Annotated in this window: 23 protein-coding genes; 6 read left to right on the plus strand and 17 right to left on the minus strand. The window is 69.3% G+C overall.

Features of this window, described 5'->3' with window-relative positions; translation table 11 throughout:
* The coding region (locus ABT123_RS28715; protein ID WP_502970935.1) for an aggregation-promoting factor C-terminal-like domain-containing protein at nt 1-82 on the plus strand (82 nt) is incomplete at its 5' end.
* A gap of 93 nt (nt 83-175) precedes the next feature.
* On the opposite strand, the gene ABT123_RS28720 is transcribed toward ABT123_RS28715, so the two are convergent.
* Together ABT123_RS28720 and ABT123_RS28725 are read right to left on the minus strand one after the other, a co-directional pair.
* Nucleotides 176-1654, minus strand: coding sequence for a type 1 periplasmic-binding domain-containing protein (locus ABT123_RS28720; RefSeq protein WP_351319898.1), 1479 nt, complete (start codon nt 1652-1654; stop codon nt 176-178).
* A gap of 4 nt (nt 1655-1658) precedes the next feature.
* Nucleotides 1659-3659 carry a hypothetical protein gene (locus ABT123_RS28725; protein ID WP_351319900.1) on the minus strand — a complete coding sequence of 667 codons (2001 nt, stop codon included), beginning with the start codon at nt 3657-3659 and terminating at the stop codon, nt 1659-1661.
* A gap of 233 nt (nt 3660-3892) precedes the next feature.
* On the opposite strand from ABT123_RS28725, the gene ABT123_RS28730 reads away from it, so the two are divergent.
* Nucleotides 3893-4297 carry a hypothetical protein gene (locus ABT123_RS28730; protein WP_351319902.1) on the plus strand — a complete coding sequence of 135 codons (405 nt, stop codon included), beginning with the start codon at nt 3893-3895 and terminating at the stop codon, nt 4295-4297.
* A 110-nt stretch (nt 4298-4407) separates the two neighbouring features.
* Nucleotides 4408-6837 (plus strand): ATP-binding protein, encoded by a 2430-nt coding sequence (locus ABT123_RS28735; protein WP_351319904.1) that lies wholly within the window; start codon nt 4408-4410, stop codon nt 6835-6837.
* 38 nt (nt 6838-6875) lie between these two features.
* Here the strand turns inward: ABT123_RS28735 and ABT123_RS28740 are convergent, their stop codons facing one another.
* The 8 genes from ABT123_RS28740 to ABT123_RS28775 form a co-directional block, all read right to left on the minus strand.
* Complete coding sequence (locus ABT123_RS28740; protein WP_351319906.1) at nt 6876-7706, minus strand: MBL fold metallo-hydrolase; 831 nt, start codon at nt 7704-7706, stop codon at nt 6876-6878.
* Between the two features lie 74 nt (nt 7707-7780).
* Nucleotides 7781-9181 carry a formylglycine-generating enzyme family protein gene (locus ABT123_RS28745; protein WP_351319908.1) on the minus strand — a complete coding sequence of 467 codons (1401 nt, stop codon included), beginning with the start codon at nt 9179-9181 and terminating at the stop codon, nt 7781-7783.
* 92 nt (nt 9182-9273) lie between these two features.
* Nucleotides 9274-9951 (minus strand): 3-oxoacid CoA-transferase subunit B, encoded by a 678-nt coding sequence (locus ABT123_RS28750; RefSeq protein ID WP_351319909.1) that lies wholly within the window; start codon nt 9949-9951, stop codon nt 9274-9276.
* A complete protein-coding gene (locus ABT123_RS28755; RefSeq protein ID WP_351319910.1) occupies nt 9948-10742 on the minus strand; it encodes a CoA transferase subunit A in 795 nt (264 codons plus the stop codon). The genes ABT123_RS28750 and ABT123_RS28755 overlap by 4 nt, the downstream gene beginning before the upstream one ends.
* Nucleotides 10742-11974: a fumarylacetoacetase gene (gene fahA, locus ABT123_RS28760; protein ID WP_351319911.1), complete on the minus strand. Its 1233-nt coding sequence runs from the start codon at nt 11972-11974 to the stop codon at nt 10742-10744. Before fahA ends, ABT123_RS28755 begins: the two co-directional genes overlap by 1 nt.
* Nucleotides 11971-12663: a hypothetical protein gene (locus ABT123_RS28765; RefSeq protein ID WP_351319912.1), complete on the minus strand. Its 693-nt coding sequence runs from the start codon at nt 12661-12663 to the stop codon at nt 11971-11973. The genes fahA and ABT123_RS28765 overlap by 4 nt, the downstream gene beginning before the upstream one ends.
* A complete protein-coding gene (locus ABT123_RS28770; RefSeq protein WP_351319913.1) occupies nt 12660-13880 on the minus strand; it encodes a homogentisate 1,2-dioxygenase in 1221 nt (406 codons plus the stop codon). Before ABT123_RS28770 ends, ABT123_RS28765 begins: the two co-directional genes overlap by 4 nt.
* Before the next feature lie 1069 nt (nt 13881-14949).
* Nucleotides 14950-15663: an IclR family transcriptional regulator gene (locus ABT123_RS28775; protein WP_351319914.1), complete on the minus strand. Its 714-nt coding sequence runs from the start codon at nt 15661-15663 to the stop codon at nt 14950-14952.
* Between the two features lie 679 nt (nt 15664-16342).
* Here ABT123_RS28775 and ABT123_RS28780 point away from each other — a divergent pair.
* Nucleotides 16343-16987, plus strand: coding sequence for a hypothetical protein (locus tag ABT123_RS28780; protein WP_351319916.1), 645 nt, complete (start codon nt 16343-16345; stop codon nt 16985-16987).
* 456 nt (nt 16988-17443) lie between these two features.
* On the opposite strand, the gene ABT123_RS28785 is transcribed toward ABT123_RS28780, so the two are convergent.
* Nucleotides 17444-18052, minus strand: coding sequence for an ester cyclase (locus tag ABT123_RS28785; protein WP_351319918.1), 609 nt, complete (start codon nt 18050-18052; stop codon nt 17444-17446).
* 134 nt (nt 18053-18186) lie between these two features.
* Nucleotides 18187-18561 carry a DoxX family protein gene (locus tag ABT123_RS28790; protein ID WP_351319920.1) on the minus strand — a complete coding sequence of 125 codons (375 nt, stop codon included), beginning with the start codon at nt 18559-18561 and terminating at the stop codon, nt 18187-18189.
* Nucleotides 18562-18701: 140 nt separating this feature from the next.
* Here ABT123_RS28790 and ABT123_RS28795 point away from each other — a divergent pair, with 140 nt between their 5' ends.
* On the plus strand, nt 18702-19172 hold the full coding sequence (locus ABT123_RS28795) for a MarR family winged helix-turn-helix transcriptional regulator (protein WP_351319922.1): 471 nt from the start codon (nt 18702-18704) through the stop codon (nt 19170-19172).
* Nucleotides 19173-19251: 79 nt separating this feature from the next.
* Here ABT123_RS28795 and ABT123_RS28800 read toward each other — a convergent pair whose 3' ends face one another.
* The 5 genes from ABT123_RS28800 to ABT123_RS28820 all read right to left on the minus strand — a co-directional run bounded on the left by ABT123_RS28800 (nt 19252) and on the right by ABT123_RS28820 (nt 21527).
* Nucleotides 19252-19437 carry a hypothetical protein gene (locus tag ABT123_RS28800; RefSeq protein ID WP_351319924.1) on the minus strand — a complete coding sequence of 62 codons (186 nt, stop codon included), beginning with the start codon at nt 19435-19437 and terminating at the stop codon, nt 19252-19254.
* A gap of 286 nt (nt 19438-19723) precedes the next feature.
* The gene (locus tag ABT123_RS28805; RefSeq protein ID WP_351319926.1) at nt 19724-20140 is read right to left on the minus strand and encodes a Tn3 family transposase; all 417 of its coding nucleotides are present in this window, start codon (nt 20138-20140) and stop codon (nt 19724-19726) included.
* A gap of 14 nt (nt 20141-20154) precedes the next feature.
* The gene (locus tag ABT123_RS28810; RefSeq protein ID WP_351319928.1) at nt 20155-20460 is read right to left on the minus strand and encodes a hypothetical protein; all 306 of its coding nucleotides are present in this window, start codon (nt 20458-20460) and stop codon (nt 20155-20157) included.
* The gene (locus ABT123_RS28815; protein WP_351320060.1) at nt 20448-21047 is read right to left on the minus strand and encodes a DUF4158 domain-containing protein; all 600 of its coding nucleotides are present in this window, start codon (nt 21045-21047) and stop codon (nt 20448-20450) included. The genes ABT123_RS28810 and ABT123_RS28815 overlap by 13 nt, the downstream gene beginning before the upstream one ends.
* A gap of 60 nt (nt 21048-21107) precedes the next feature.
* Nucleotides 21108-21527 (minus strand): subtilase-type protease inhibitor, encoded by a 420-nt coding sequence (locus tag ABT123_RS28820; protein WP_351319930.1) that lies wholly within the window; start codon nt 21525-21527, stop codon nt 21108-21110.
* Nucleotides 21528-23166: 1639 nt separating this feature from the next.
* Between ABT123_RS28820 and ABT123_RS28825 the strand changes: the two genes are divergently transcribed.
* Nucleotides 23167-24438 (plus strand): peptidoglycan-binding protein, encoded by a 1272-nt coding sequence (locus ABT123_RS28825; protein ID WP_351320062.1) that lies wholly within the window; start codon nt 23167-23169, stop codon nt 24436-24438.
* Nucleotides 24439-24535: the final 97 nt, after the last annotated feature.

Genomic DNA, 24535 nt, shown 5'->3' on the forward strand with positions numbered 1-24535 from the left:
GTGGGGCCTGAACTACATGAACGAGCGCTACGGCTCCCCCGTCGAGGCCTGGAACTTCTGGCAGGCCAACCACTGGTACTAAGCCACCAGCGGACCGTAGACAGCAGACGCACGAAATCGCCCGGCCGGACTCCCCGGCCGGGCGATTTCGTGCGTCCGGCGCGGCCCGGCCGCGTCACTGCTCCTGCGGCGGCTTGCCCTCCGCCGCGGACACCTCGACGAACTCGACCCGGCCCTTGGCGTTGAGGCGCAGGATCGGGACGGCCTTGTTCCGCGGATTGCCGTTGTTCTGGAAGGAAATGAACCCGCTGGCCCCGGCCACCTGCTGGGTGCCGTCCATCTGGTGGAACATCCGGGCCACCGCATCGCCGACGACCTGCCCCTGCCAGCGGGCGGCCATCTGAATGCCGTGAGCCGCGGCGAGGACCGCGTCGTGGCCCATCAGGGCCCCACCGTCCTCACGGGGGTCGTGCGGGAACCACTGGTCCAGCAGCCCGCCCGGCTGGAAGTTCTTCGCGGACGGCGCGGACACCGCCTGCGGCGCCGAGCGGTACATATCGGGGTGGGAGAGACCGGTATAGAGCACCTCGATACCCGTCTCGGCGGCGTGGGCGAGCTGCTCGGCGCTCAGGTTCGTCGTGTCGTCCCCGGCGAACACGGTGAACTGCTGGTCGGTGCAGCTGCGGTTGGAGAGCGCGTCGAGGAAATGGGTGAGATGCCGGCCGCGGCCCGCGAAGTACACGATCTGGGGGCGCTGCTGGCACAGCTGTCCGGGCATGTAGCGCAGTTCGTTCTGCCAGGCGCTGCTCACGGAGGAGTCGTAGGTCATGCGCTCGGCGACGAGTTTCTGCTTGTCGCCGGCCTGGAAGGCCTTGGTGAAGGCGGTGCCGAGGGTGGAGGCGTAGAGGTTTCCGTCCGCCACGTCCTGGATGACGATGGCGGTGGCGGCCCCGCGCCGTTTGAGGTAGCCGGCGGCGGCGTACGCCTCGTCCTCGTTGGTGGGGGCGACCCGGACGTAGCCGTTGATGCCCTGGATGTTCGTGGCGGTCATGGTGGCGCCGACCATGGCGATGCCGTGTTCGGAGAGGCGCTTTATGGCTGCGAGGTTCTCGTTGGTACTGGGGCCGAGACCGGCCACCGCGACGAGCCGGTCGGAGGAGTCCTTGCGGGCGATCAGCTCGTCGACGGTGTGCTTCCACTGCGTGGACCTGCTGCCCGAGTTGGCTATCAGCAGCCGGATCTTGGGAGTGGCGGCGAGGTCACCCTGGTTGTGCCGGAACTGGGCGAGGTAGGCGCCCTGGAGTTCGCGGCGGACGCCCTCGGCGGAGTTGCTGTCCTCGGCAGTGGTGGTGAAGGAGGTGAAGTAGGCGACGCTGACATACGGTTCCTTGTCCGCGTTGGCAAGGACCCGGCGGTTCTCGTCCTCGATCTTCTTGCTCACGGCGTCCAGGTGCGGTGCGAAGACGTAGGAGCCGTCGGTCACTCCGACGCACTCGTCGGCCGGGCCCTGTTCGACGACCCCGTCGGCGCATCTGGCCTGGCGTTCCTGCAGCCAGCCGACACCCAGCCAGAGCGCCGCGGTCAGGGCGACAACGGCCGTGGTGGCCAGGGCGACGCGGCGCACGATGTGCAGGGGCCATTCGAGTCTGGGCACGGGCTCAGCCCTCCCAGCCGGCGGTCAGGGGATCGCGCCAGTGACGGTACCGCTCCGCCTCGTTGAACAGAGCCACGATGTCGTTCCTCCGCAGTTGGGACAGCTGGGTGTAGCCGTCGGCGATCATGTCGTTGAGCCGCATGGCGGGGTCGGCGAGCGGATCGCTCCACACCCAGCGGGTGGTCACCAGGGTGTGGATCACGGACTCGGTGTCCATCACGCGCCCCGGCCGGCGCGGGACGAGCCCGGCCAGGAGTTCCAGCGGTCCGCTGTCGGCAGGGAAGCGGTTCGGCGCAGCGGTGATCGCGTCGAACTCGGATATCCACTGCGCGGCCGGTACGGCGGTGAAGCGCCGCGCCAGGTGGGCCGTGACCTCCTCGGTCCGCCCGCGGGCGAGCTGGTGGTACATCTCCTGCAGCGGCCTTCCCTCGCCGCGGTAGTACTCCGAGAGGAGTTCGTGCACGGCGTCCCACCCGTCGGGGCGTGCGGCCAGCCGCCACAGGAGCAGCCGGCGCAGCCACGGGTGGAGTACGGGGACGACGGCGACGGGTCCGGTCAGCAGCCAGCGGGAGCGTACCTCGCCGAACAAAGAGTCGTCGGGGCTGAGCAGCCGCGTGGCGACGGAGAAATCCCGGGCGGCGGCACATTCGGCGAGGGCGGCGCGCTGGGTCCCGTCGAAGTCGCGCAGCAGGTGGCCGAGGGCGACGTCGGCGAGCGTGGCGGAGTCCTCCCCGGTGCGCAGCGGCCGGTCGGGCAGGGTACGCAGCCAGCGGTCCTGCTGGGGACCCGAGTCCGGGAGCGGCCCGGCCTGCCGCAGTACGTCGAGCACGTGGTGGACGGCGCGCGGTAGTCCGCCGGTGAGCCGGTGCACGAAGGGGGTCAGGCGGGTCAGCGGGGCCAGGGCGCTGTTCCCGCCGAGCTGGAGCTCGATCCGGATCCGTACCTCGTCCAGGTTGAGGTCGCGCAGGCGTAACGGGTACCACCAGGTGTCCTCGCTGTCACGGGTCGGCCGGTGGGCGTTCCAGTCGGCCAGCGAGGCCCGGTCGGGGCCGCGCAGCTGCCAGGGCCAGGAGTCCCCGGTGGCCGGACCCCAGCGGGGCAGCCAGCGATTGGAGCTGGCGACGACGGTCAGCGGGTCGCTGGTGTGGCCGGCCACGACCGTCTCGTCGTGCCGGGAGCGCAGCAGCAGGTCCAGGAAGCGGCGGCCGTATTCGGTGTGGGAGTTGTCGAGGAGCAGCAGGTAGGAGCGGGGCATGAAGTTGCGGGCGGTGTTGCGTCTGAGGTCCTCCAGAAAGGCCGAGAAGAGGACGAGGTCGAGCCGCTCCTGTTCGTTCTCGTCGCCCTCGTGACGCCAGAGGTTGAGCTCCACGAGGGCTTCCATGGGGTCCGCGCTGCGCGTCATGGGGTGGCGTCCGTACCAGTGGGCCCCGGTGGTGAGCCGGCTGCCCAGTCTGCCGCCGAACAGGCCGGGCATGGTGCGGCGGCTGCGCCGCAGGGCGTCCTGGAAGACCGCGAGTGCGGCGGTGGAGGCGCCCTCGGGCATGCCGACCGCGCCCATGCCCACCTCGAAGAAGGCGGCCAGGTAGTCGCCGTGCCGGGCTTCGTTCTCCTCCTGGAACCGGTCGAGCTGGCGCTGCACCGCGCGTCGGCCCTCGGCGAGGCTGCGCATGCGCAGCTCCTGGTCGGAGGCGAGCAGGCCGAGGCTGAGCAGCGGGAAGTGGGAGCGGCCGTAGCGGGGCAGTTTGCGTTCGAGCTGGCGGGCCAGGAGGCCGAGGGCGTAGCGCGGCAGCAGGGACTGGGCCCCGCCGAAGTTGACGAAGGCGAAGGGGTAGTCGGGCCCGAAATGCTCCATGAGCGCGCTGTGCGCCTCGCTGGCTCCGCTGCCCGCCGGGCCGAGGAGCATGGTCAGGGGCCGCTCGGCCGCCGGGCTCTCCTTCAGGCATGCGTCGACCAGCGACAGGATCCCGCTGCGGCCCCGCAGGCCCATGCCCGTACCCGGCTCCATCACGTGTGATCCCCCCCCAGGACAACGCTTCCGAGGAGTAGAGAGTGCCATCCTGAGGCGGAGTCAGACAGGGGTTTCCGCTCCTTGATTCGTTGCGGTTACATTCGCGGGGCCCGGCCAGGTTCTGACGCTATTTCATGCAGGACACTTCAGAGTCCCGAAGCCCCGCGGCTACCGTCTACCTACAGGGACCCTTTCAACGCGGGGGCGGGGGCGGCATGGATCCGATCGTCGTGACGGCAGGGAGCGCGCTGGTGGGCGCGATGGCGGCCGATGGCTGGCAGCAGGCCCGGGCCGCGGTCGTGGACTGGTGGCGGAGGCGGCGTCCGGACGCGGCCGACGAGGTCGGATCCGAACTGGCGACGCTGCGTACCCAAGTGCTGGGTGCGCGGGAGCAGAGCGACGAGGACACCGAGCAGGCTCTGGCCGGCACCTGGCGCCTGCGGTTGCAGCAGCTGCTCAACGAGGATCCCGCTCTCGCCGGCGAACTACGGCGGTTGCTGGACGAACACCTGACTCCGGCGCTGTCCGATGACGAGCAGGCGGCCCAGGGCCGGCCGGTCATCATGAAGGCGGCGGCCCACGACAGCTCCCGGGTGTTCATGGCCGGACGGGACCAGCACATCACCGGCTCGTGAGCGCCGAGTCGGGTGGGCCGGATGCATCGTCTGATGCATCGCCGGCTGCATCGCCTGATGCATCCGGAGCCCGGTTGGAGGGGCATGCTCACGGCGAGTCCCAGGTGTTCATGGCCGGCAGAGACCTCTACCAGACGGTCCACACCAGCCCCGCGCCGGAGCCGATCACCGCGCTGCGCACCTTGCCGCGGGATGTCGCGGTGTTCACCGGGCGGGAGAGCGAGCTGCGCCAACTCCTCCGGACGGCCACGCCCGGAAGGACCGTGGCCATACACACCGTCGACGGCATGCCCGGGGTGGGCAAGACCACGCTGGCCACCCACGCGGCCCACCTGCTCGCCGACCGCTACCCCGACGGACAGCTGTACGTCCGACTGCACGCCCACACTCCCGGCCAGCGCTCCGCCGACCCCGCCGAGGTTCTGGCCGCCCTGCTGACGAGCATCGGTGTCAGGCCGCAACAGTTGCCCGATGGCCTGGAGGCGCGGGCCGCGTTATGGCGAGACCGTCTTGCGGGCAGGCGTATGGTCATAGTCATGGACGACGTGGAAAACTCCAACCAAGTCGAGCCTCTCCTGCCGGGTTCCGAAGGGTGCCTGGCCATCATCACCAGCCGCCGGCGCCTGGCCGCCTTGGACGGCGCGGTGCCACTGTCCTTGACCGTCATGCCGCCCGACGATGCGGCCTCGCTGTTCATTCGGCTCACGCACCGAACCCCGCCAGGTCCCGGGCTCGAGCGTGACGCGGTCGAGGAAGCGGTCCGGCTGTGCGGCTTTCTGCCGCTGGCCATCGCTCTGCTCGCCGCGCGCCTCGCCCAGCACCCCACCTGGAGCATCGCCGAGTACACCGCGGACTTCGCGTCCGCCCAGGACCGGCTCGGCGAACTCGAGGCCGGCGACCGGGCCGTGGCCGCCGCCTTCGACCTCTCCTACCGTGAACTGCCCGCCGATCGGCAGCGCTTCCTGCGCCGCCTTGGCCTGCACCCCGGTCCCGACATCGACGCCTACGCCGCTGCCGCCCTCGACGGCGTACCGATCGCCCAGGCCCGTCGGCACCTCAGCGCCCTGTTCACGAACCATCTCGTCGACGAGCCCACCCGCAGCCGCTACCGACTGCACGACCTCATCCGGGAATACGCACGCTCACTGGCGGAGCAGGACCCCGCCGAGGACCGTGCCCAGGCCATCGGCAGGCTGTTCGCCTACTACCAACACACCGCCGAAGCCGCAGACCGTCACTACGCCGACGCACGTCGGCCCGACACCCCGGCCGTGGCCCAGCCCCCGGCAGCCGCACCGGACCTGGCGGACCGCGAGCAGGCACTGGCCTGGATGCGAGCCGAACGCGTCAACCTCCTGGCCTGCACCCAGTACGCCACCACGCACGCACGGCACACGGACGTCGTCCGCTTCACCCTCGCCGTGAACATCTTCCTCCGGCTGGAAGGCCCCTGGCAGCAGGGCATCTCCCTGCTCGGAACCGGCATCTCGGCCGCACGCCTCCTCGGCGACCGTCTGAGCGAGGCCAACGCCCTGTGGAGTCTGGGGTGGATGCAGCGCGTGACGGGGGACTATCCGGCAGCGGCCGATCTGGCGGAGCAGGCGCTGTCCCTCTACCGGGCCCTCGGGGAACCCCTCGGCGAAGCCAACACGCTGCGCGACCTGGGCCGGGTCCGGCGCATGACGGGGGACTATCCCGCAGCAGCCGACCTGGCGGAGCAGGCTCTTGCCCACTACCAGTCGCTGGGCGACTGCCTGGGCGAAGCCAACACCCTGTGGGATCTGGCCTGGGCGCGGCGGATGACGGGGGAGTACGAGGAGTCGGCCGCCCGGGCGGAACAGGCACTGGCGCTGTACCGCTCCCTCGGCGCACGCCTGGGCGAGGCCAACGCCCTGTGGGATCTGGGCTGGGTCCGGCGTCTGACCGGCAACGGGCCGGCCGCGGTGGACCTGACGGAGCAGGCGCTGGCGCTGTACCGCTCCCTGGGTGACCGGCTCGGCGAGGCCAACGCACTCTGGAGTCTGGGAGAGGCCAAGCGCCTGACGGGTGATCACCAAACAGCAGCCGAGCTGGGGGAACGGGCCCTGGAGCTCTACCGCGACCTCGACGTCCGGCTGGGCGAAGCCCACACGCTGCGGGACCTGAGCCGGCTGCGGCGTCTGACCGGCGACCTCCAAGCGGCGGCCGAGATGACCGAGCAGGCGCTGACGCTGTTCCGGTCCCTGGGCGACCGTCTCGGCGAGGCCGAGGTACTGAACAGCAAGGGGACGCTCCTGGCGGAGACCTCCACGGCGGACGAGGCCCTCGACCAGCACCACCAGGCCCTCCAGATCGCGCGCCAGGTACACAGCCCGCTGGAAGAGGCCCGCGCCCTCGAAGGCGCCGCCCGCTGCGCGGCACGCACCGGCGCGCTGCCGACTGCGCGTGCCGAACTCCGCGAGGCCGTGGGCATCTACCGGCGCATCGGCGCAGCCGAGGCGGCCTCCGCCGGTGCGTACCTGACATCCCTTCAAGAGGAACACCCCGAAGACGCCGACTAGGGCCGGGGCTGAGGCAAGACGCTGACGGCGACCGGTCCTCAGGCGGGCGCGGGTCGTGCCGACAGTTCGACGAACGGGCTGGTCAGGTGTGCCGTTGCCAGCACCATCCTGCGGTCCGCAGCCCGTGTGAGCAGGTCCTCGCGGGAGGCTCGGGCGGCCTCGGGGTCGCGTTCGTGGGCGTAGGCCAGGGCCGGGTTGGCCAGCTGGACGGCATGCACGAGCAGGTCGCCGGTGACCAGGACGTCCCGGCCGTCGTCCTGCCCTTCGATCAGCACGGACTGGTGACCGGGCGTGTGGCCGGGTGTGGGCAGCAGGGTGATGCCCCGGCGCAGCCGGTGCCGGCCGTCGACCTCGTGCAACTGCCCGGCCGCACGCAGCGGCTCCACGCCCCACGACCACACCGGGTCCTGCCGGTCCAGCGAAGCGGTCTCCGCACGCTGGACGACGTAGCGTGCGCGGGGGAAGAACGGCCGGCCCGTCGCGTCGGACGCCCACCCCGTGTGGTCCTCGTGCAGGTGCGTCAGGACCACGGTGTGGACATCCTCCCGGCTGATGCCGGCGTCCGTGAGCAGGCCCGGCAGCCGCCCGGGAACCGGGCACCAAGGCGCCCCGGGGCTCTCGGCCGGCCCCACACCCGCATCGATCAGCGTCCAGCCCGCGCCGCTGGGATCGGCGACGGCGAAGCAGCGGAAGTCCAGCCGCCACGCCCCGCCCGGCCCGACCGACCCCGGGTCCAGGGCAGTGGCCTGTACCCAGTCGGTCTCCGCTGCCCCGGGAAACGCATCGCGCGCCGCCTTGAAGAAGAACCCCGTGGCGTCAAGCAGCGCCGTCACCGACCCCAACCGCGCTATGTCCCCGCTGTCACCCATACCCCCGATCCTCCCACCACGGGCCGCCCGGCCGGGGGCTATTGCCCTTGCCAGCGGCCCGAGGCGGCCGAGAGTCAGAGTTCGCGTACGAGTCGGAAGCCGAACATGTTCGTCCTCGTCTCGGAGGAGAGGTAGCCGCTGCGATAGGCGATGCGCAGGTTCTGCGGTTGGTAGTTCCAGGCCCCGCCGCGCAGCACGACGAACGGTGCCTCGCCGTGTCGTACGGACGCGTCGGCCGTCGCACCGGCCTGGCTGTCGATCCAGGTGTCGGCCACGAACTCACGCGCGTTGCCGGTCATGTCATGCAGGCCAAAGGCGTTGGGTTTGAAGGAGCCGACCGGGGCGGTGTGGGGGAAACCGTCACGGACGTTCTTCACGTGCGGCCATTCGCCGCTGCCGCTGATGGAGAACCGGTTGGCGGCGTAGGCGTCCTCGTCGTACGTGTTGGCGTACCGGCCGGCGTCTTTGACGTCCTTCCCCCAGAAGAACGGGTTCTGCGAACCGGCTCGGGCGACGTACTCCCACTCGCCCTCGGTGGGCAACCGGTACGTCTGTCCGGTGCGCTGGGACATCCAGGCGGCGAAGGCCTCGGCATCGTTCTTGGTGATGCCCACCACCGGGTCGTCGTCGGTCTGCGGGAATCCCGGGTTCAGGTAGTTCAGCTCGGGGCGGAACTCCATCAGCGAGTCCTTGTTCGGCAGCCACGTGCGCATTCCCTGGGCGGGCTGGTAGCCGGTCTTCTTGACGAACTGTTTGAACTGGCCGACCGTCACCTCGGTGCGGCCCACGGCGATCGGCTTGCCGACCGTCACCTCCTGCTGCGGGCGCTCGAAGTGGCGTCGCGCCGAGGGCACGCCGAAGATTTCCTGTTCCTTCTCGGTGGCGCCCGCGGTGTAGCTGCCGGGAGGAACGACGACCATGTGCAGGGCGTTCTTCTCCCGGACGTCGCTGAAGACCCTGCCCGCACGGGCGGTCTCGTCGACGCCGGTGCGGCTCGGAGCAGCGCCGTGAACCGGCCGGACGGTGCTGGGTTTGCGAAGGTCCCGCCGGATCTCCCCGGTCTCGGTCCACCACTCCCGAAGGCCGGCCTGCACGTTGGCCACCGTGTCGAGGACGCCCGGGGCGTAGCCGGGCTCGGCGGTGACACGCACCCAGTAGTCGGCCTCCGAGGCAAGCCGTTCCAGCTGCTTGCTGAAGGTGCCGGCCTGGGGTACTGCGGTGGGGTGCTCGCGCTGGATACGGTTCAGGTCGGTCAGGGTCTGCTCGACGGCTGTGTCGACGGCCGGGTAGGTGGCGGCTGCGGATCCCTGCCAGGTCAGCGAGTTCTGCAACGTGGTCAGTGACGCCTTGAGTGCCTTCAGCTGCTGGTTGGCCGTTGCGCCGGACGCGCTGGCGGTAGTGGTCGTGGTAGCGGTAGTGGCGAGGGTGCTCAGGCTCAGCGAGATGGCTATTGCGGCGACTCGTATGGCTTTCATGGTTCTTCCTTGCTGTGGTGCGGTGTCCCGCACGGCAGGTGTGACGGCCGCAGAGGACGCGGTGGGTGGCAGAGAGGGGGCGGGCCGGCGACTCAGAGCGAGGTGGATCCCACATTCATGGTGACGGGCTCTCGGGGCACCAGCAGTTCGGGCTCGCTTGCCGCACGCACGTCTTCGACCCGTATTCCCGGGGCGAGTTCGCGAAGCACCAGTCCGTCGCGGGTCACATCGAGCACGGCCAGATCGGTGATGACGCGGTCGACCACTCCGCGCCCCGTGAGGGGGAGGGTGCACTCATGGACGATCTTGGGGGAACCGTCCTTGGCCCGGTGTTCCATCAGCACCACCACGCGGGCCGCGCCGTGGACGAGGTCCATTGCCCCGCCCATGCCCTTGACCATCTTGCCGGGGACCATCCAGTTCGCCAGGTCGCCGGTGCCCGAGACCTGCAGAGCGCCCAGGATCGCGGTGTCGACATGGCCTCCGCGGATCATTCCGAACGAAGTGGCCGAGTCGAAGAAGGAGGCGCCGGGCACAGTCGTCACCGGCTCCTTCCCCGCGTTGATCAGGTCTGGGTCCTCCTGCCCCGGGAGTGGGTAGGGGCCCACGCCGAGGATGCCGTTCTCCGACTGCAGCACCACGTCGGCTTCGGGCGGCAGGTGGTCGGGCACCAGCGTGGGCAGGCCGATGCCGAGGTTGACGTACCCGCCCTCGGACAGTTCGGCGGCGGCCCTGGCGGCGATCTGCCGGCGCGTCAGGCCCGTGCTCATGCGGCTGCTCCTTCAACTCCGGCTGCGTACGGCTGTGGGACCGTCAGGCGTTCGATCCGCTTCTCGGTGTCGCTGCCGACCACGATCAGGCGCTGCACGAACACGCCGGGCAGGTGCACCTCGTCGGGGGACAGTTCTCCGGGTTCGAGGAGTTCCTCGACCTGCGCGATGGTGAGCCGGCTGGCCATCGCGCACAGCGGGTTGAAGTTGCGGGCCGAGGAGTGGAACACGAGGTTGCCGTGCCGGTCTCCCGCGGCGGCGTGGACCAGTCCCACGTCGCACATGATCGACTCTTCCAGGAGGTACTCCCGGGTTCGGCCGCCGAGGGTGAAGCCGCGGGTCTCCTTGCGCGGTGATGCCGTGGCGACCGTGCCGTCGGCGTGGTACTTCCACGGCACGCCGCCGTCGGCGACCGGTGTGCCGACCCCGGACGCGGTGTAGAAGGCGGGAATGCCGCACCCGCCCGCCCGGAGTTTCTCGGCCAGCGTGCCCTGCGGGATGAGCTCCACCTCAAGCTCTCCGGCAAGGAACTGGCGGGCGAACTCCTTGTTCTCACCGACGTACGAGCTGGTCATCCTGGTGATCCGCCGGTCGGCCAGCAGGGGGCCCAGGCCCCAGTCGTCGACGCCGCAGTTGTTGGACACGACGTGCAGGTCACTCACTTCGGCCTGGTGCAGGGCGTGGATCAGCTCGCGGGGGATGCCGCACAGACCGAAACCGCCGACCGCCATGCTGATCCCGCTGGGGATGTCCGCGACGGCTGCCGCCGCGGACGGGACAACTTTGTCCATCAGTTCTCCATCAGGTGTGTCAGGTGTGTCAGGTGTGAGGCGGCCGGCTTGACGGTTCCGGTGACGTCCCCGAAGCCGATCCGCGTACCGTCCGCGGCCTGCGCGGCGGCGCTGATCGTGATCGTGTCGCCGTCCAGGAGGAAGGAGCGGCTGGAGCCGTCGGGCAGCTCGAGTGGCTCACTGCCGTTCCAGGTCAGTTCGATCAGTGAGCCGCGCTGGTCGCGGCGGGGCCCGGAGATGGTGCCGGAGGCGTAGAGGTCGCCGGTGCGCAGGGACGCGCCGTTGGCGGTCATGTGCGCCATTTGCTGGTCAGGGGTCCAGTACGCGGTGGCGAACGGGGGCCGGGAGAGCAGGTGCCCGTTGAGGCGGACCTCCATGGTGATGTCCAGACCCCACCGCTGCCCGTCGGCCAGGTACGGCAGCGGCGGTGGATCCTGCCGCGGTGTGACCCGTGCGGCGGCAAGGGCTTCCAGGGGCACGACCCAGGAGGAAATGGAGGTGGTGAACGACTTGCCGAGGAAGGGCCCCAGGGGCACGTACTCCCATGCCTGGATGTCACGGGCGCTCCAGTCGTTGACCAGCACCACGCCGAAGACGTGTTCGGCGAAGGCCGTCCCCGGGACGGGGCTGCCCAGCGAGGACGGGACGCCCACCACGAAGCCGATTTCGGCTTCGATGTCCAGTCGCCGCGACGGCCCGAAGGCGGGGACCGCTGCCTCCGACGGCTTGTACTGCCCGCTGGGGCGCGTCACCGGTGTGCCCGAGACCACGACGGTGCCGGCCCGGCCGTGGTAGCCGATGGGCAGGTGCTTCCAGTTCGCGGTCAGCGGCTCCTGCGTGGGCCGGAAGATTCGGCCGAGGTTGGCGGCGTGGTTCTCCGAGGCGTAGAAGTCGACGTAATCGGCCACGTCGAAGGGCAGATGGAGGGTCACCTCGGACCGCGGGATCAGGTGGGGGGCGACGGCGGGTCGGCAGGTCTCCCGCGTCAGCATGTCGGTGAGCCGGGAACGCACCGCGCGCCACGTCTCGGGGCCCCTGGCCATGAACGGGTTGAGGGACACGGCGGCGAAGTCGGCGGCCTCGGGCAGGTCCAGCCGGGAGACGTCGAGCACGGCGTCACCGATGGCCACGCCCACCCGTGCCTGCTCGCCGGGCCGGGAGAAGACCCCGTAGGGAAGGTTGTGCAGAGGGAAGTCACTGTTGTCCGGTACGGGAACCCATGTGTGTGTCATGCGGCCTTCTCCTTCTCCTTCTCCAACAGGCCCAGGGCCCGCAGATCCTCGATCGGCTCGCTGGTGCTGCAGGAGCCGTAGGAAACAAACAGATTCCGGGCGGTCGACGCGGTGGCCGGGGAGATCTGGTGCGCCTCGGCGACCAGCGCGGTCGTGTCGGTCGACCTGAGCGCGGCCACGGCGGCGTCCTCGGTCCCACCGTCGACCAGGCGGCACACCGCTTTCCCGCCCTCGGCGAGCACGCGGAGCACGGCGGGCACCGATGGCTGGTCGCCGGTGAGTGGTACCTCGACATGGCCCGGCACGCCTTCCGGCAGGGCGCCCAGCGCCGTCACCGCCCGCCGGGCCGCCGCGACCGGATCCGGCCCGTCCGGGAGGGGCCCTTCCACCAGGGCCAGTTCGATGCGCGGATCTTCGGCGATCAGCGCCAGCGCGCGGTACACGGCCTCCGTGTCCAGCGGTGTGATCAGCCCGAGGCGGAAAGGGTCCTCGGGGCCGACGGCCGCGAGCAGTTCGACCAGTTCCTTCGACGCGCACAGGAACCGGTGGGTCAGCACGGGATGCCCGGCCGCCTTGTCGCGACGGTGCCGTGTGGACGCCACCGCCATGGTGAGAGCCTCAGGCGGGAACAGTCCGGCATCGTCAACCAGTTCGGTGAACAGCGGCGGAACCGACGGGGCCGTCGTCATCGCCGTAGCCCTCCGGTCTCCTCCACGTTCCAGGTCCAGGCGTACCCGGGATCCTCAGCGGCAGCACCGGCCGCCGCCCCCAGCTCCAGCGGGCGGAAGGTGTCGATCATGATTGCCAGCTCGTCGAAGAACTCCACGCCGATACTGCGCTCCTGGGCTCCGGGCTGCGGCCCGTGGGGCAGCCCGCCGGGGTGCAGGGAGATGGAGCCCTGCCCTATTCCGGATCCCTGGCGGGCTTCGTAGTCGCCGCCGCAGTAGAAGAGGACCTCGTCGGAATCCACGTTCGAGTGGTAGTACGGCACGGGGATCGCCAGGGGGTGGTAATCCACCTTGCGCGGCACGAAGTTGCAGATCACGAAATTGTGCCCTTCGAAGACCTGATGCGCCGGCGGTGGCTGGTGGATCCGGCCGGTGATCGGCTCGTAGTCGCTGATGTTGAAGGCGTACGGGTACAGGCAGCCGTCCCAGCCCACGACGTCGAACGGGTGGTGGGGGCTGGTGAGTACGGTGCCGCTGATGCCGCCCGGGCCCCGACCGCGGTGCTTGACGTACACCTCGGTCTCGCCTTCGTCGGCCACCACCAGCGGACCGTCGGGTCCGCGCAGGTCGCGCTCGCAGTAGGGAGCGTGCTCCAGCAGCTGCCCGTACCGCGAGAGGTACCGCTTCGGCGGTGCGATGTGGCTGTCGGCCTCGATACAGAGCGCGCGCAGCGGCTCGTTGCCGGTGGGGACCCAGCGGTGCGTGGTGGCACGGGGCAGGATGAGGTAGTCGCCCGGACCGGCGTGCAGCGTGCCAAAGGCGGTTTCCAGCCGGGCTGTTCCGCTCTCCACGTAGACGCACTCGTCACCGATGGCATTGCGGTACAGCGGCGACGTGGTGCCGGCCACGGCATAGGAGATGCGCACATCGCCGTTGCCCAGCAGCAGCCGCCGCCCGGTCACCACATCCAGAGCCTTCCACTCCTCGCCGGGGACGAGTTCGTGCAGGCGCAGATGGCGCGGCTTCAGGGGATGGTTGGCGACGGTCGCGGGATCCGGCGGCTCCCAGGGCTGACTGTCGACGATCGCCGACGGAATGTGCCGGTGGTAGAGCAGGGAGGAATCCGTGGAGAAACCCTCTTCCCCGACCAGCTCCTCGTAGTAGAGGCCGCCATCGGGGCGGCGGTGCTGGGTGTGCCGCTTGGGCGGTATATCGCCCAAGCGCCGATAGAACGCCATGACTGATTCCCTTTCAGCGGATCGTCCGCACGTGAGGCCTGCCCAGGGTCGGGGCCCTGGGGCAGGCCTCGGCGGGCGAGGCGGACCCATGCGAAAGCCATGCGAGTTCCGCGCGCCGGGTGCGTTTTCAGGCGGCGCTTTCAAGCGGCGCCGAAGGGGCAACCTGCGCCAGGGCGCCGTGCCCTCGGGCCGGCCCCGGAACCCACCACATGCCCACGGGGCGCCGGTTGGCACGGCGCGGGCACGGGTGAGGGCGCGGTCTCGGCTCTCACGGAACTGGATGGATCCATGAGTCGTATGCCGGAAGAGTAGACCAATCCCATTTATAGGACAAATGGTTCCTATAATCGGGATATGTGGCGGATTCGGTCTCACTGCGTGCCGATTCGCCTTGGCTGTCCTTGGCGCGATCTGTCGGACGTGCCGGGTCGACGGCGAGCGGGAGGTCGTGCCTGCGACGCCCCGCCACATCTGCGGACGTTGACCCGGAAACGCCTGTCACGACCCGGCTCTCGCACGGCACGCACACGCCGCCGTCGGCCCCCGGGGAGGCCATCGTCCGGCCGGCCTCCGATTCCGCAGGACGGCTGGGCGGAGCACTTCGAGCGCCGGCCGACCTAAACCTGCCGCGCAGGCGGCAACTGCCATGACCGGGGCGGCGGGCCACCGCAACGTGCCGGACGGCCCGTGGGTCGCGCTGCACACGCGTTTCCGGCGCTGGGCCCTGGACGGTACGTTCGAGCAGACGCTCGGGGCCGCCCAGGCCCGGGCGGACACGGCCGGCGCCATCGCCTGGCTCGTGTCGGCCGACTCCGCCATCGACGGCGTCTGCCGGCACCCCTCCGGGGCTCGAAAAGGGGACTCCGCAGCCCCGGGGTGCGGGCGCTCCCGGGGGCCTGACCAGCAAGATTCAACCCGGACCTGCCGCGGCGGCGGGGGATCGGCCACGCCATCCCCGAACGGGCCGATCAGATCCGTAACCGGCTCCGGCGCGGCAACCGCGGCGGGCGCCCGCCCGCCTTCACATGGCCGAGCGGCCGGCGGGAGCCGGACTGTCAGCTGCTGCCGGTCATCGAGCAGCGGCACCCAGCTCATCACGCAGGCGCTCGGCCGCCCGGACGACATCGCCGACCCACGTCTGCAGATCGGCGGCACGGGTAAGGGGAACCGTCAGGCTCAGACTGGCAACGAGGCCGCTCTCGCCGATCACTGGAGCCGCGATGCCGCACAGCCCCTCTTGCAGCTCGTCGTGCGAACTCGCATATCCCAGGCGCCGGATCTCCTTCAGCTGCTCCCTCAGCACAGCGGGCGCCGGGCTCGCGTCGACAACCCGCCGGCGAATCCGGTCGTCCAGGCAGGCGAGTATCGCCCGGCCGGCCGCCCCCACATGCAGTGGGTGACGGAAGCCCGGCTCCAGTGCGACACGCACGAGATGGCGGGTGCCCGGGACGAGAGCGGCCGTCACGGCGTCGTTCCCTTCACGCAAACTCAGCATCGTGGCCTCGCCGGTGGTCGCGCTGAGCTCGTCCATGACCACTCGCGCGACCTGGAGCAGCTCCGGCTCCACACGCGCCGCGAGGTGCCGCAACACCAGTCCGAGTTCATATCCGTCGGACCGGCGCCCTACGAACCCGCGTTGCTCCAGGGTCGCCAGGAGCCGGTGGGCGACCGTGCGATGCATGCCGAGACGGTCGGCCAGTGCCGCCGCAGTGGCCCCGCCCTCCTCGCCGATGCTCAGCAGCAGAGCGAGCGCTTGGTCCGCGGTCTTGGAAATCTCAGGCACGGGAACACTCCCCTAAGTCTTGCGCGACAATCACGCCTGCCGGGCCGTCGTGACACCGTCGCTCCTGCTCAAATATACCGATTAACAATACGCGTAGTCCGATAATCGGAGCAAGCGAGTGGCCTGGTGGCGTCGCTGCCCACTCGTCCGATCGAGCCGCCGGTCCGCGTACCGCGCCGGGTGCCGGTCACGCCCGGATCCTCGCACGGCCGCACTCCACACCTGCCGAACGGGCAATTTCGCCAGCCGCGATGGGCAGCAGCACTGCTCCCCACGCTTCCGTCCGCGGCGGCCTCGGCACGGGCGACGCCATCTGCGCCCCGGCTGCGGCCAGGGCGCTTTCGCCGATGCTCGGCAGCGCCATAGCGCCCGTATGGCCTGGTTACGAGCGTTTGCCAAGGACCAAGGTCCTGTTGACGCGCTCGACTCGTCACCTCACACTGACATTACCGATAAATAGTTGAACGGCTCCGATAATCGGGATATGTGCGCTGGCGGTTCTGTCCTTCACCGATGGGATCCTCGGCCCGACCTCTCCAGACCCGTCGGCACCGGTGACACTCGACACTCGTCGCGGCGGCTCAACACCCCCTCCCTGCCCTTTCCTCGCGGAGCAAAAGGGCGTCCACTTCTCATCTCACAGATCGGCACTTCGATGGCGCAGAGCCGCACAGAAAGCATGGATAACGAGAGCATCCGCTGGTGGCGCCTTTGGGCCACACGCCACCGCGTCGCCGCTGCACTACTGGGGGGCGTCGTCGCCACCCACGTGGCGACGATCTTCGGCTATTGGTTCCCCGGTGTGGGATTGACCAGGCTCGACTGGAACACCGCGAACGGCTCCGTCTACGTGCCCTTCGCCTCTCCGTTGGAGGAATTCGTGGTCGGCGGCGCCTTCCACTACCTCGACGGGATCCTCTTCGCCGTGGTCTTCGCGTGCGCGCTGCACCCCGTCCTGCCCTGGCGCAACACTGTGCTCGGCAACCTAACCAAGGGACTGGCGTTCGGCACACTGCTTGCCATAGTCAGTGTGTCGTTCATGACCCCGGCCATCTACGGCCCCGCCCGCGGCACCGACCCGGGCTTCCTGAGTCTGGACCTGGGGTGGAACTACATCCTCTCGGTCTTCGTGTGGCACTGGGCCTTCGGCCTGCACCTGGCCCTCTTCTACAACCCGCTGCCTTCCAGCGCCGCCAACGAGACCACGGCCACCGGGACTCCCCAGGAAGCCCCGCCTGCCGCCTCCGCACAGCAGGTCGCTCAAGCCGAAACGCCCCCGCACACCGGCGCAGGAACGACATGGTCCCCCGAGCTTGTGAAGTGATTCCGATGCGGTCGGCCTGACACGGTGAGCGGAGCCGTTCCGACGCGGCCCGCTCACCGCTGCGCTCTTGCTGGGGGTGACGATTACCTACCCGGTGCGGTCCCCTGTAGTTGGATGCGGCGTACCGAGAGGTCCTGCCCCAGGGGGAGATCGCGACGTGCTTCCAGGGTCTTCCGCGCGCATACCCGTGTCAGCTGGACGTTCGACCGGGAACTGCTCGTCGAGGGGGTGTTCCGGCCGGACGGCGTCAGGCGCGTTCCCGTTCACATCACAACAGGGCGAACGTTGCCTGATACGGCACTACTCGGCAGCCGAAGGCGGCACCTCCACCCCGAGGCTGCCGGCCCGCTCCCGCCAGGCCTCCGTCCGCTCCCTGGAGCGATACGCCCGCCCCGGCGTCGATGCGGTCGCCCGGCACGTCGCCGAGCGGTTCCCGCACCGCTGGGCCACGCCCGGTCAGGCGAGGCCGATCTGCTGGTAGAAGGTCAGGTTGTCCCAGAAGAGGAACTCCTCCTCCATCACTGCGTGCTTGTTCCAGATGCCGACCGTGGCCATGTTGATGGAGAACTTCTTGCCCGTCGGCTGGATGAAGCCGCCCTTGCCGTCCGGCATGGGACGGGTGAAGGTGCCCTGCATGACGCCGGTCACCGAGGTCAGGTTGTCCTTGGCGATGCGGATCGGGTGCTCGGTGATGCGCGTGTCCGGTGCCCAGACGAACTGGCTCTTCATGTCGGCGATGTGCCGGTCGATACCGTCCGTGTAGTGGCCGTCGGGCCAGTGCACGCGGATGTTCTGTGCGTGGCTCTCACCGATCCTGTCCCACTGCTGACCGGAGTAGACGGCGAAGTCCAGCTCGTCGAAGACCTCAAGGTGCTTGCGCTCCTTACGCGTCAGGTCGGTCGGCCACAGCGACTCGGCCTGCGGGGTGGAGGCCGGGTCGCCGAGCAGTTCCCGGTTGCCCCTGGCCGCGGCTGCCAGGTCGGTTCCGCTGGTTACCGCGGTAATGGCGAGAGCGCCCAGGGCAGCGGCGCCTCCGCCTCGGAGGACGTTGCGGCGGTCGAGCATGTCGATTCCTTGTCTTCAAGATCACGTTGGGGGATGCGTCGCCGGCGACGGCGGGGTGTGAAGCTGATGGGGGAGCGCAACCGGTCGTCCTGACGGCCCGGCGCGGGTGGTTGCGACTCGCAGGAGGGGAAGGCTTAGAAGGCGTAGGGGCCGAAGCGGCCCCAAGCCACAACGGCGGCCAGGAGAAGCAGCACCAGACTGACCGGGATCGCCTTCGCCTCCTTGCGGCGCAGGTGCACCGCGGCGGCGCCCAGCATGGTCGCCGCGAGTCCGAGGGCGGCCCAGGCCGCCAGGGCCGGCGCGATGCCAAGTGCGGCCGGGAGGATCAGCCCCAAGGCGCCGATCGCCTCGACGGCGCCGATCGCCCTGACTGACCTCGGAGAGAAGTCCTCGACCCAGGCCATGCCCGAGGCTGCGAGCTTCTCCTTCGGCTGGCCGACCTTCATCAGGCCGGCCGCGAAGAAGGCCAGGGCCAGGACGCTCGCGATGATCCACAAGGCGATGTTCATGAGGGATTCTTCCGTTCAAGTGGTTGAAAGTTCAACTCAACACTAGGTCGATCGCACTTGAATCGTCAAGTGACATCGCTTGAACGCTCAAGTTATTTCGGGTGAGCGTTCAAGTTGAGGGTTCAAGTTAAAGTGGGGGCATGAGCGCAGACGAGCCCCACTGGCTGGACGACGACGAGCAAGCGACCTGGCAGGCCCTGGTCAGCACCGCGGTGCGGCTTCCAGTCGCCCTGGACGTCCAGCTTCAGCGCGACGCAGGGATCAGCCACTTCGAGTACCAGATCCTGGCCGGGCTCTCCATGAGCCCGGAGCGCAAACTGCGGATGAGCACCCTGGCCGAGTTCGCCGACGGCTCGCTCTCCCGGCTCTCCCATGCGGTCAAACGCCTGGAGAAGGAGGGCTGGCTCTACCGCACCGCCGATCCCACCGATGGCCGCTACACCCTCGCGATCCTCACCGACACGGGCTGGGACAAGGTCGTGGACACCGCCCCCGGCCATGTCGCGGAGGTGCGCCGCCTGGTGCTCGATCCCCTCACCAAGGCCCAGCAGAAGCAGCTCCGCGAGATCGGCCGCCGCATCAACAACGCCATCGATCCCGACAGCCCCTGAGCCGGGCCGGCGAGCTCGCGATCGGGTCAGGGCGCATCCCGGCCGGCTGACAGGCAGCCCGCGCGGCTTCGGCGTCGCGTCAGTACCGGGCGGCATCCGATCGGCCGTCCTGGTCGCGGTAGTCGTTCAGGGCCAGGCCGAACCGGATGATCGGAGTCGACACCCGGGCGGGGTTGTAGTCGGCGCTGGACAGCCGATCCAGCGCCGCCGGCGCGGCCCAGCAGGTCGGAGACTCGCGGACCTTCACCGCAAGAGCCAAAGCCATACGCCTGCGCTGGCCCCGACACCTCAACCTCACGCGTCCAAGATCATCTCTACCGTACGCCCGGCCCCGGCCCCGGCCACGCGGGGACCGCCGCGTTCTGTGGCTCAGGGGTGCGCGGGCCGGGGACCGTCGCGGCCCGGGCGGCCGGGCCCAGCTCCGGTCGGCTGTTTATGTCGAGCTCGAACCGGCCGTAGGGGTTACGTGTGTCCAGAACAGCGGGGACAGCGCCGGGCGGTCCGGTCGGTGAGGATGTCGGCCCACTTCGGATCGGCGAGGATCTGCTGCATCAGCAGCGTGTGTTGACGTGGACCAGGGCGGACTGGAGCAGGTGGAGGGCGAGCGTGGACACCTCCTGGGCCTCCTTGTCCTGCCCGGCCAGGTCACCGTCCTTGCCGTAGCAGGGGGCCTTGTTCGCGCTGTTCCAGTTCTCCACGACCTGGAGGCCCTGGGGATTCACGATCTGGTCGTACTGCTGGCGGATCAGGTCCCAGTTGATCGTCTTGGTGGACAGCACCAGCGCGAGGTTCGGCCAGTTCTTATCCTCCCCGGCGGCCGGCCGGTACAGCCGGGCGGAGCCGATGTTCTTCAGCCTGGGTATCAGCTTGAAGTCGAGCATGTGGGCGAAGCCGAAGCCGACGGTGGATGCGCCGTGGGTGTCGGTGTACTGCCGGTCCACCTCCATGTCGGTGCGGTGCCGCAGCACGGCCCGCCGTGCTTCTAGACGATCGCGCCCCCGCCCGTGGTGCCCGCGGCCAGAGCCCCCTCGAAGCGGTCCAGCGGCGTCCGCAGCTTGCTCTGGAGGGCGGTGATGAACTCGCCGGCGTCCTGCGGCTGCCCCAGGGCGGCGTGGTGGACGTCCTGGTCGTCCTCGAAGCCGGCGGGCAGATCGTCCTCCGGATTGCGCCACCGGTTGGCGCCCACGATCCAGATCTCCCGCCGCCGCAGCGCGTCCCGCAAGCTGACGAGCACGCACAGCTCGTACGGGATGCGCTCGACGCGGCCCTTGCCGTCTACGACCGCCACCCGCCACTGCTCGGGAACCACTCCGTCCAGCGGCACCGCCTCGGCCGGGTCGAAGGGGGCGCCGCTCCAGCGCCTTCAGCAGCGGCGACAACATCCGCCGCCGGTGCGCCGAGTACGACGAACGCCGAACCGTGCGGACCCGGGCCTCGCTCGGCGCCGGTGTTGATCTTCAGTACGAGTTGGATGAACAGGTCCACCAGCGAGTCGGTGATCTCCTTCTGCCGGACATGGCACAGCATGGCCAGCAGCGTCAGCCGCCGCACCTGCCCGGGCGCCGACGGCTCGATGTGGTCATTGCGGCATCGAGCCACGACGGCGCCCGCGAGCCGGTCATGCGACAGCTCCACCGGGCACAGCGCGGTGGCCAGCCACGCGGCCAGCCGGTCTTGGTCCTCCTCGGCGTTCGCCCGGAACCCGCACGCCGCCCGGTTCTCGCCCCGGTGCCGCCGGATCGCCTTGCTCTGCCATTCGTAGTCCGCGTATGCCTCCGCAGGCACCTTCACCTGCTGAGCCGCGTACTCCACCTCGGCGGCTGGCACCTCCTTGACCGACTCCGGGAACCGAGCCTCCACCTTGAAGAACTTCAGCGTCCGCCCCCCGCCCGAAGCGGGCGGGGGGCGGACGGAACGAGAGCCCGGCCAGGGCGATCAGAACGCGAAGACGGCGTTCCCGTTGAGGGTCGCGGACATGGCACACGCGTTGGAGAAGGTGTGCTTCCAGGAGATGCGGCTGCCCTGCCAAACGCCGTCCACGGTGACGGTGACCGGGTCGTAGTGCATCGGACAGGCTCGGTTCTGGTCCGGGGCAGCCAGGAGTGCGTCGAGCGTGCCGGCAGTGGCGGCAAGGGCAGCGCAGGCGGCCTGGGGGTTGGGGTGCGTACCCTGCGCGGTCGGTGCGCAGCTGAGGGTGGACGCCCGTACGACGGTGGCCTCGTCCTCGCCCTGAGCCACGGCGAGGACCACCGCGGAGGGGGCGTACAGACTGGCCGGCTGGGCCTGCGCGATGCCGGTGGCGCCGGCCAGGGTCAGGAGGGCGGCGGCGGAGACGGCAGCGATGCGGTGACGCACGACAGAACTCTCTTTCAATTCGAAGGACATACGCAGCAGTTGACTGCGTTTCATCGATTGGATGCGGGCCGAGTCTGTCGGATGCGAAGGTTGCGCGCACTTTGATGACCTAATTACGGACAACGCGTTCGATTATCGGCGACCGGACGGTCGTTCCAGCAGCTCAGGTGGGGTGAAGCCCTACGTGATTACGCACGGAACGGGGGTCGGCACCCCGGGTGACGGCCGTAGGGAGGCCGTTGACCTGCTGTCGGTCGCGCGCGGTTCATCGAACGGCCATGCAGACTGACCGGATTGTGCCGCCGCCTTCGGGGGGAGGCCTGCGCGGAGTACGGATCGCGTACGAGCGGACGGGGCGCGGCATCGGCGGTGCTCCTGGCGGGCGCCGGACCGCTGGACGGCGTCCTCGACGCCGTCCCGGCCGCGGAGACCGAACTCATCACCGTGACCGGCCGCTTGCCTGCCGTGCTGCGCGACGACGAGGACCAGACCCGCGCCTGGTTGGAATTCCTCGGCGCCCAGGAGGACGTCTGTACGGCCCACGAGAGGAAGACGGGACGCTGCGCCGTGTCCGAGTCCGGGGTTTCGAAACGGCCAAGACCCCCGCCGGCTGTTCGGATGTGTTCGATGCGCTGGTCGGTGACAGGCTCACAGCCATGCTCCGGCCCGTCGGTCCCGGCGGCGCCACGAATGACCGGCTCAGGCCACGCTTGAAAGGCAGGACAAGCGCAGTTTGCCCTGCGCGGTACCCGGTCCAACAGCAGGGGACTTTCGTCCCTTGCCCCCTCACCCCCCGTCAGTCATGTTTGATTCAAAGATCATTAAGGCGGTGAATGTGAGACATGAGTGCATCTCACCGCTCACTCAGCGGCTTTGGGGCGCGGTATGAAGAAGTTGAGGACAGCGTTCGCCCAGTCCGACGGGGCGGGGCGGCCAAGCTGCCGAGCGAGAACCAGGCGATCCGGGCGGTCACTTCCTTCCAAGCACTGACAAGCGGCGACCCCCAGCCTGCGGGGGACTCCGACATGTGGTGCCTGACAGGTGCTCGGCCGCGCTCGCGGTGCGGCCGGTTCTGTAGCGCCGGGTGATCGGCAGGCATGTGGATGGTTGCATCAGGCCTTGCTGCGATCAGAGCTGGATGCTGTGTGCACCGGACCCGTGGAGCGGGACGCCGGACTCCTTGGGCGAGCCAAATCGGCCGCTGGCGTGAAGCCCGCCGCCTTCGCCAACCTGACCACCCCCGGGTCCTGACGACAAGGACACAACCACCGTCGACGAGCGGGTGTCGGCTGCGGTCCCGCGCACTCCCGTCGGCAGTACGACAAGGGCCACGCGTTCGGCCTCATCGCGCTGACGTACGTCGGGATCGGCGTGCTGATGGCGATCCTGTTCTTCTCCCGCCTCGTGACAGCCTGTGGAACACGGCGGCGGCCGGTGGACCGGGCAGGTTCGCATCCGGCACCTATGGCGCCGCCCGATCGTGACGACAGCCGTCAACGGGGGCTGTGGCTACTGCATCCGAAACTCGTCTTGTAAACGATTGGTGAAGCTGTATGCGTACGTGTCCACGTCTATTTCGAGACAACGGGACGGCCGGCCGGAAGAGCGGCTGGATCCATTACGGGAAGGATATTGCGAAGTGACGTGCCCTGCACCCGCATTCGACGAGATCCAAGCCCCCGCGGAATGCCATTGCGCCGGGTGCGTACATGAAGCCCGCGCCGCCCGCCACTCAGGTCTTCACGGCCCCAAGGCCGCCAGAGCTGCCCTGGTGGCCACTCTGGCAGGCGGCGCCACACTCGTCACTGGTGCCGGTACATCGTTCGCGGCGAATTCAGCACCGGCCGAAGCAGCACCGCAGCGCTCTGCCGCCTCTTCCGCGACCGACACCATGGCGGCAACGGGAAACGACCAGGGCACGCCAGGCCCGCTGTTCGGAGTGTCGGCCCAGCAGGCTTCACAGGACCTGCGGCTGTCCCGGGAGCAGATTATCGCCCGGGCCCAGGTCTGGGTGAATGCCAAGGTGCCGTATAGCATGAACCGCTACTGGTCAGACGGTTACCGCATGGACTGTTCAGGGTTCGTTTCCATGGCCTGGGGGCTGCGTGACAATCAGTGGACCGGCAGTCTGGCCTCATACGGCACTCGGATATCCAAGGGTGAACTCCAGCCCGGTGACATGCTGTTGTTCCACAACTCGGCGAATCCGGTGGCCGGTTCGCATGTGGTGATTTTCGGCGGCTGGGTCAACTCGGCAAAGACCCAGTACGTCGCCTACGACCAGACCCGACCGCATACCGTCAAGCGCACGACACCCTACGCCTACTGGAACAACTCCGCGCACTACGTGGCGTACCGGTACAAGAACCTGAACTCAAACAGCGGTGGTGAGAGCGGCACCGCCTTCCCCGGCGCGGACAAGTTCGGTCCGGGAGCCAACAACAAGCATGTGACCGAGCTGGGCCGGATGCTGGTCAAGCGCGGTGGCGGCTCGTACTACACCTCGGGCCCCGATCCTCGCTGGTCGGAAGCGGACCGCAAGGCCACCCAGGCATTCCAACGGGCTCAGGGCTGGACCGGCAGTGACGCGGACGGCATTCCCGGCAAGGCGACATGGGACTACCTGGTCAACGGCAAGGGCAAGAACATCACCACCGGTGGTGGCGAGAGCGGCACCGCCTTCCCCGGCATACAGCATTTCCGTCCGGGTGCCGTCAATACGCACGTCAAGGCACTCGGTGTGCAGTTGGTGAAGAAGGGCTTCGGAAAGCACTACACCCAAGGGCCCGGGGAACGGTGGACCGAAAGCGACCGGCGCAACGTCGAAGCCTTCCAACGCGCCCAAGGCTGGACAGGATCGTCAGCGGACGGCTACCCCGGGCCAGAGACCTGGCGCCGACTCTTCGCATAGCCCCGTCGGCAGTTGGAGGAAATGCGCGAGGGGCGGGTCCCATGGGGGCGTGCCTCTCGTGCATCGGACGCCGCGCGGTCCGGTCGGCCCCGGCCGC

This window comes from Streptomyces sp. NPDC002054 (genome assembly GCF_040296685.1).
GTDB lineage: Bacteria > Actinomycetota > Actinomycetes > Streptomycetales > Streptomycetaceae > Streptomyces.

Excerpts from the sequence above, each read along its gene's own strand:
- fahA (WP_351319911.1), bottom strand. The coding sequence starts at position 11,974 with ATGACACACACATGGGTTCCCGTACCGGACAACAGTGACTTCCCTCTG.
- ABT123_RS28800 (WP_351319924.1), bottom strand. The coding sequence starts at position 19,437 with ATGGCTTTGGCTCTTGCGGTGAAGGTCCGCGAGTCTCCGACCTGCTGG.
- ABT123_RS28785 (WP_351319918.1), bottom strand. The coding sequence starts at position 18,052 with ATGCTCGACCGCCGCAACGTCCTCCGAGGCGGAGGCGCCGCTGCCCTG.
- ABT123_RS28740 (WP_351319906.1), bottom strand. The coding sequence starts at position 7,706 with ATGGGTGACAGCGGGGACATAGCGCGGTTGGGGTCGGTGACGGCGCTG.
- ABT123_RS28795 (WP_351319922.1), top strand. The coding sequence starts at position 18,702 with ATGAGCGCAGACGAGCCCCACTGGCTGGACGACGACGAGCAAGCGACC.
- ABT123_RS28780 (WP_351319916.1), top strand. The coding sequence starts at position 16,343 with ATGGATAACGAGAGCATCCGCTGGTGGCGCCTTTGGGCCACACGCCAC.
- ABT123_RS28735 (WP_351319904.1), top strand. The coding sequence starts at position 4,408 with ATGGCCGGCAGAGACCTCTACCAGACGGTCCACACCAGCCCCGCGCCG.
- ABT123_RS28755 (WP_351319910.1), bottom strand. The coding sequence starts at position 10,742 with ATGGACAAAGTTGTCCCGTCCGCGGCGGCAGCCGTCGCGGACATCCCC.
- ABT123_RS28750 (WP_351319909.1), bottom strand. The coding sequence starts at position 9,951 with ATGAGCACGGGCCTGACGCGCCGGCAGATCGCCGCCAGGGCCGCCGCC.
- ABT123_RS28790 (WP_351319920.1), bottom strand. The coding sequence starts at position 18,561 with ATGAACATCGCCTTGTGGATCATCGCGAGCGTCCTGGCCCTGGCCTTC.
- ABT123_RS28725 (WP_351319900.1), bottom strand. The coding sequence starts at position 3,659 with ATGGAGCCGGGTACGGGCATGGGCCTGCGGGGCCGCAGCGGGATCCTG.
- ABT123_RS28745 (WP_351319908.1), bottom strand. The coding sequence starts at position 9,181 with ATGAAAGCCATACGAGTCGCCGCAATAGCCATCTCGCTGAGCCTGAGC.
- ABT123_RS28770 (WP_351319913.1), bottom strand. The coding sequence starts at position 13,880 with ATGGCGTTCTATCGGCGCTTGGGCGATATACCGCCCAAGCGGCACACC.
- ABT123_RS28765 (WP_351319912.1), bottom strand. The coding sequence starts at position 12,663 with ATGACGACGGCCCCGTCGGTTCCGCCGCTGTTCACCGAACTGGTTGAC.